The organism is Aeromonas sp. HMWF014 (assembly GCF_963878295.1).
Taxonomy (GTDB): domain Bacteria; phylum Pseudomonadota; class Gammaproteobacteria; order Enterobacterales; family Aeromonadaceae; genus Aeromonas; species Aeromonas popoffii.
In genome coordinates this window covers 1-6293 of record NZ_CAWNYS010000217.1, presented here as the reverse complement: position 1 = coordinate 6293, position 6293 = coordinate 1, and the positions used below count along the sequence as shown (strand labels likewise).

Below are 6293 nucleotides of genomic sequence, written 5' to 3'. Positions count from 1 at the left end.
GGAGCGTATTGTACAAGCCGCGAGCCAGTCGGGTCGTTGTGTCGATCACATCCACCTGCTTGCGGTCAGTAAAACCAAGCCACTTGAGGCCATTTGCGAGGCCTATGCCGCCGGCCAGCGCCGCTTCGGTGAGTCCTATGCCCAGGAGGCGGCCACCAAGATAGATACCTTGCGCCAGCAGCCGGAATATAGCGACATCGAGTGGCACTTTATCGGCCCGCTGCAATCGAACAAGTCCCGGCTGGTGGCCGAACGGTTCGATTGGGTACAGAGTGTGGACAGAGACAAGCTGATCGAGCGTCTCGACAACCAGCGTCCTGACGGGTTGGCGCCGCTAAATGTCTGTCTGCAAATCAATATTAGCGGAGAGAGCAGCAAATCCGGAACGTCTGAGCAAGAGATTTTCCGGTTGGCCGAGCTGGTCTCACGCAGCGAACGGCTGGTATTAAGGGGGCTGATGGCCATCCCGGAGCATACCAGTGACGAGGTGGTATTGGCTGCCCAGATGGTACGCATGCAGACTCTGTTCACCGGGCTTGCGCGGCAATACCCGAGCGTCGATACCCTCTCGATGGGCATGACAGAGGATCTTGAGCTGGCGATCGTCCATGGCAGCACCATGGTGCGGGTCGGCACAGCCATCTTCGGTGCTCGTGACTATTCCTAAGCAAGAGCACCTGATGCAATATGGAACCCTCGCCTTTATCGGCGCAGGCAGTGCAGGTGTCCGCAGCTATTTCAGCAACAGGAGTGTTTGATGCAGCAAAGAATCCTCGCCTTTATCGGTGCAGGCAACATGAGCCGCAGTATCATTGCCGGCCTGATCCAGGCGGGTTATCCGGCCGAGCGTATCATCGCCGCCAATCCCAGCCGTCCCAAGCTGGATGCGCTGGCGAGCGACTATGGCATCCGCGTCACCCAGCATAATGCCGAGGCGGCCCGCGAGGCTGACGTCATCGTGCTGGCGGTCAAACCCCAGCTGATGGCCGGCATGCTGAGTGCGCTGGTTGATGAGCTGGGGTCGCTGGCGGGCAAGCTGCTCATTTCCATCGCCGCCGGCATCAAGGTGGCACGCCTTGGCGAGATGGCGGGCGGTCACGCTCGCATCATCCGCACCATGCCCAATACCCCCTCCTTGCTGGGATTGGGCATGACAGGCCTCTATGCCCCCCCCGAGGTTGAACAGGCCGATCGCGACGTTGCCGAGCAGATGATGCAAGCTGTGGGCAAGACCCTCTGGGTGGCGCAGGAGTCTGGCATCAACGGCGTCATCGCCGCGGCGGGCAGTGCCCCGGCTTACTTCTTCCTGTTCATGCAAGCGATAGCAGAGGAAGCGCAAGCCATGGGCTTTTCGCCCGAGCAGGCGCGCCTGCTGGTGCAACAGACCGCGCTTGGCGCCGCTGCCATGGTAGAGCAAAATCCCGATTTGTCGCTGCAAACCCTGCGTGAGCAGGTGACCAGCAAGGGGGGCACGACCGCCGAGGCCATCAAGACATTCCAGGCGCAGGGGCTGATGCCGCTGACCGCTCACGCCATGCAGGCGGCCGTCGCACGTGCCGCCGAGATGGAAACGCTTTTCTGAACACTCTTCTCTTACCGCTGGAGCTCAGATGAACACAGCTTATTTTCTGATTAATACGATTTTTGATATCTACCTCATGGTGCTGCTGCTGCGCATCTGGTTGCAGTGGGCCCGCGCCGACTTCTATAACCCCATGAGCCAGATGGTGATCAAGGTGACCAATCCGCTGGTGATACCGTTGCGCCGGGTCATTCCGGGCTTCGGTGGGCTGGATATGGCCTCGGTGCTGTTGGCGCTGATCATCGCCTTCGCCAAGTTGGCACTGCTCAAGAGCATGAACGTGCTGGTGGCCGACTGGCTCACCATCAGCCTGTTTGCCGCCCTGACCGTGCTGAAGAAGGCGGGCTCCATGATCTTCTGGGTGCTGCTGATCCGTGCCATCCTGAGCTGGGTCAGCCAGGGTCGCAATCCCATCGAATACGTGATGCACCAGCTGACCGAGCCCTTCCTGGCCCCGATTCGTCGCATCCTGCCGGCGCTGGGCGGGCTGGACCTCTCCGTGCTGGTCGCTTTTATCGGGCTGCAGGCCATAAACTATGTGTTGGGTGATCTGTTCGGCCAGCTGTGGTGGATGATTTGATGCCAGCCGTCCTGCGGGAAGGGGACGAGCTGATATTGCATCTGATGATCCAGCCCAAGGCGAGTCGGGATCAGATCGTCGGACTGCATGGCGACGAGGTGAAAGTGGCCATCACGGCGCCGCCGGTGGATGGCCAGGCTAACAGCCACTTGATCAAGTATCTGGCCAAGCAGTTCAAGGTGGCCAAGGGGCAGGTTCGCATAGTGCGCGGGGAGTTGGGACGGCACAAGACGGTTGCCATCGAGGCGCCGAAGCAGATCCCCGCCGAGATCAGTACCCTGCTGGAGACTCAGGGTTAACACGAGAAGGATGACACCATGAAAACAGCCTGGATAAGCTGCCTGCTGGTACTGCTGATGACCTTGCCGCTGCGGGCGGAGCAGATGAAGGAACTGGGCCCCTGGCAGGTACACTACAGTGCCTTCAACTCCAGTTTCCTCACTCCGGACGTGGCCAAGGCCTACGGTCTGGAACGCAGTCGCTACAACGGCATCATCAATATCGCTGTGCAGAACAAGCAGGGCGTGGCGCAGGCGGTGGGTATCACGGGTGAGGCCAAGAACCTCACCGGTACCCTACGTACTCTGACCTTCCAGGAGGTCAAGGAGGGGGACGCCATCTACTATCTGGCGGTGCTGCCCTATCGCAATGAGGATACCTACCAGTTCACCCTGAAGATCATGGGGGAGGGGCAGCAACAGACGCTCACCTTCCAGCAGACCTTCTACGTCGACTGAGGCTGTTGCCCTGATTACCGAATAGAAAAAGCCCCGAACTCAGGTTCGGGGCTTTTTTCATGATGTGGCGTCAGCTGGCTGGTGCAAAGTCGTGGATCTCGCCCGTTCGCGGGGTGAAGCGAGGATCTTGATCCCGGTTGTGCTTCACCCACTCCATGGCCTGGCAGAAGCTCTCCTGCCTGGCAAGCTCGTCACGCACCTGATCGATGGCCCGCTCGGCACTGCGCCGCTCCATCTTGCTCGCCTTGCGATCACTGAACTGTTTTTGCTGGGCCAGCATCCAGTCGATGAAGGCCTGACGGCATTGTGACTCGCTGGCCGCTTGGGCGGGCAGTGTCATCAACAGGGTGATCATCAATACATAGCGCATAACAAACCGACGACAAGAGGGTGGGGAGAGGGTGAAGGGCGGTATTTTATGCCGAAAACGTGAGCATGAACAGGGGGGAAGCGGGGCCGACGAGTGGCCAGCCCCGGGCAGGATCATCAGTGCTTGATGAGGTAGAGCTGGCGGCTGTAGGCCACGTCCTCCGGGTTGTTGATGGGGTAGCCCTGGAGCCAGGGCTTGATGAGCCGGGCATTGGTGTACTGATAGATGGGCGTGATCGGCGCTTCATCCTGCAATATGGTTTCGGCCTGGTCGAACAGTTGGGCCCGCTCGCGGGGATCCTGGCTGCTTGCCGCCCTGGTCAGCAGGGCATCGTAGCCGGCGTTGGTGAAGCGAGCCATGTTGCCGCTGTGATGGGAGCCCCACAGACCGAGGAAGGCGGAGGGGTCGTTATAATCGGCCACCCAGGAAGAGCGGATCACCTCGAACTGGCCGCTCTGGCGGCTGTCGAGATAAGTTTTCCACTCCTGATTGGTGAGCTCGACCTGGGCACCCAGTTTCTGTTTCCAGAGGTTGGCGATGGCCAGCGCCATCTTCTTGTGAATTTCCGCCGTGTTGTAGAGCAGTGTCAGCTTGAGCGGCTTGCCCGGGCCATAGCCAGCCTCCTTGAGCAGCGCTTTGGCCTTCTCATCCAGCGTCTGCTGGCTGCTGCTGGAGAGCAGGTTGGCCTTGGGCTCGAAACCGGCCACCACGTCCGGGGTGAAGCGATAGGCCGGTTTCTCGCCGGTGCCCAGCACCTTGGCGGCGATGAGGTCGCGGTCGATGGTGTAGGAGAGCGCTTTGCGCACCCTCACATCGTTCAGCGGTGGCAGCTGGGTGTTGAAGGCGTAGTAGTAGGTGCCGAGTTGATCCGGGGTATAGACCTCACCCGGGATCTGCTGCATCAGCTTGTGATATTGCTCCTTGGGGAAGGATTCCGTGATGTGCAGATCCCCGGCCAGGTAGCGGTTGGTGGCGGCGGTTTCCTGGTTGATGGGCACGAAGGTAACCCGGGTCAGCACTGTATGGGCCCTGTCCCAGTAATGGGGATTGGGAGTCAGCTCCAGCCTCTCGTTCACCACCCGGTGGCTCAGCACGAAGGCGCCGTTGCCGACCAGCTTACCTGGCTGGGTCCACTGGTTGCCATATTGCTCCATGCTGGCCTGATGCAGTGGCGACAGACTGGGGTGGGTCAGCAGGCTCAGGAAATAGGGTACAGGCTGGGAGAGGGTCACCTGCAGTGTGTGCTCATCGAGGGCCTTGACCCCAAGCTCACTGGGGGCCAGCTTGCCGGCCACTATCTCGTCCACCTTGTCGAAGCGGGCCAGCTGGGCAAACCAGGCGAAGGTCGCTGCCTCTTTCGGATCAACCAGTTTGCGCCAGCCGTAGACGAAGTCGGCGGCCTTGACCTTGTCACCGTTGGACCAGCGTGCATCCGGTCGCAGATGGAAGGTAAACTGCTGATTGTCCTTGTTGTCCCAGCTCGCTGCTACGCCAGGCAGCACCTTGCCGTCCGGCCCCTGGGTCAACAGCCCCTCGTAGAGATCCCGCAATACCTGCAGTTCGGGCAGGCCGACCAGTTTGAGCGGGCTCAGGCTCGCCGGTTCATCCTTCAGATGACGCACGACGGCCTGCTCGGCTGCGAGTTGAGTGCCGGGTGGAACATCGGCTGCCTGGATACAGGCACAGCCCAGCAGGGCCAACAAGGGACTCCATCCTTTCATGGCTAATCCTTCAAATAGTGTGAAGCGGGGAGAAAACTTGGCGAGAAATGATCGCCGACAGATGGGAAATCATGATATCCCGTTTGCTGGTCATACTACCAGTATGAGTCCCATTATTTCAGGGACGGTGTGGAACCTTAATTGACCCGCTGTCAGGGGGAGAGGAGTGAACGATGAGAACATGGATCCTGCTGGCCCTGGCCATCAGTCAGGGCGCCTGGGCGCTGGCGCCTTGTGAGCGTGAGAGTCCGGTCGGCAGCTGGTGCGAGGTAAACATTGATCAGCTGCACCCGACCCAGGGCGGCGTTGGCCAGATCCAGGTCGACAATACCCAGGCAGAGCTTGCAGGCAAGAGCGCGAAGCAACTCGACAAGTTGATGAAAAAGAAAGAGATCCCCATCGTCATCGCCCCCGATGGTGGCTACTGGCTGGTGGACAGGCATCACCTCACCAAGGCGTTGTGGCAGTCGGGTGTTAAGCAGGCCCGGGTCAAGGTGATCGCCCGCCTGCAGGACACGTCCAGCTTCTGGAGCCAGATGCAGGGCAATCACTGGGCCTGGCTCAAGGATGAGAAGGGGTTGCCGCTGACCCCCGAGCAGCTGCCCGCCCAGATCGGCGATCTGCCGGATTACCCCTACCGGACCGTGGCGGGCTTGCTGCAGGATGCAGGCTATGTCGACAAGCGGGATCAGGTCTATTTCGTCGAGTTCGCCTGGGCCAGCTGGCTCGGCCAGCAGATGGACTGGTTGCCGGTCGATGACGCCAATCTGGCGGATCGTCTCCATCAGGCCAAGCGGCTTGCGTGCAGCAGCAAGGCGGAGGAGCTACCCGGCTATCCCGGCAAGCAGTGCCGGGTCAATCAGTCGCGCAGTAGCAGCTGAGCAAGCGCCAAGCCAGTAGCCAGAGCAGGGGGGCCAAATCCCCCGTTCTGGTGTTGTTACGTCTGCTCGGTCGTTTTCGCCTCAGCTGAGGGCTAACTTCTGGGTTTGAGCCTCTGCGCGATCCGCTGTTGCGCCTCTTCCCCCTGCAGGGCGAGGGAGAAGGCGCGGGTCTCCAGATCGATGACGAAGTGCACCGCCTGTTTGAGCTCCTGTTTCAGCAGCGCCTTACTCTTTTGCAGGGCTTTGGGCGGTTTGGCTGCCAGCTTTAATCCCTGCTCGCGGGCAAAAGTGAGCAACGTATCGGCGGCGACCACTCGGTTGGCAAGCCCGAGCCGCTGCGCCTCCTCTGCATCGATGATCTCGGCCAGCAGCAACAGCTCGGCCGCCTTCAGATGGCCCACGGTACGTGGCAAGAGCAGGCT

9 protein-coding genes are annotated in these 6293 nt (G+C 60.5%); 6 read left to right on the top strand and 3 right to left on the bottom strand.

Translation table 11 applies throughout. The annotated features are described in order from the left end of the window. From AAC083_RS08670 to AAC083_RS08650, 5 genes are all read left to right on the top strand, one after another. Positions 1–667: YggS family pyridoxal phosphate-dependent enzyme (locus tag AAC083_RS08670; RefSeq protein WP_219927874.1), on the top strand; the 667-nt coding region annotated here is incomplete at its 5' end. Positions 668–757: 90 nt separating this feature from the next. Further along, entirely contained in the window at positions 758–1582 is an 825-nt protein-coding gene (proC, locus tag AAC083_RS08665; protein WP_108536334.1) for a pyrroline-5-carboxylate reductase, read from the top strand. A gap of 28 nt (positions 1583–1610) precedes the next feature. Then, positions 1611–2162, top strand: a complete 552-nt coding sequence (locus AAC083_RS08660; RefSeq protein WP_108536333.1) for a YggT family protein — start codon at positions 1611–1613, stop codon at positions 2160–2162. Further along, entirely contained in the window at positions 2162–2461 is a 300-nt protein-coding gene (gene yggU, locus AAC083_RS08655) for a DUF167 family protein YggU (RefSeq protein ID WP_042036158.1), read from the top strand. The genes AAC083_RS08660 and yggU overlap by 1 nt, the downstream gene beginning before the upstream one ends. Positions 2462–2479: 18 nt before the next feature. Further along, positions 2480–2899: a DUF4426 domain-containing protein gene (locus AAC083_RS08650; protein WP_108536332.1), complete on the top strand. Its 420-nt coding sequence runs from the start codon at positions 2480–2482 to the stop codon at positions 2897–2899. Positions 2900–2969: 70 nt separating this feature from the next. Here AAC083_RS08650 and AAC083_RS08645 read toward each other — a convergent pair whose 3' ends face one another. Together AAC083_RS08645 and AAC083_RS08640 are read right to left on the bottom strand one after the other, a co-directional pair. After that, positions 2970–3269: a hypothetical protein gene (locus tag AAC083_RS08645; RefSeq protein WP_042036155.1), complete on the bottom strand. Its 300-nt coding sequence runs from the start codon at positions 3267–3269 to the stop codon at positions 2970–2972. A 116-nt stretch (positions 3270–3385) separates the two neighbouring features. Then, positions 3386–4990: a peptide ABC transporter substrate-binding protein gene (locus AAC083_RS08640; protein ID WP_108536331.1), complete on the bottom strand. Its 1605-nt coding sequence runs from the start codon at positions 4988–4990 to the stop codon at positions 3386–3388. 173 nt (positions 4991–5163) lie between these two features. On the opposite strand from AAC083_RS08640, the gene AAC083_RS08635 reads away from it, so the two are divergent. Then, complete coding sequence (locus AAC083_RS08635; protein WP_108536330.1) at positions 5164–5871, top strand: ParB-like protein; 708 nt, start codon at positions 5164–5166, stop codon at positions 5869–5871. A 92-nt stretch (positions 5872–5963) separates the two neighbouring features. Here AAC083_RS08635 and AAC083_RS08630 read toward each other — a convergent pair. Continuing rightward, positions 5964–6293 (bottom strand): enoyl-CoA hydratase/isomerase family protein (locus AAC083_RS08630; RefSeq protein ID WP_258224636.1); only part of this gene is annotated, 330 nt, incomplete at its 5' end.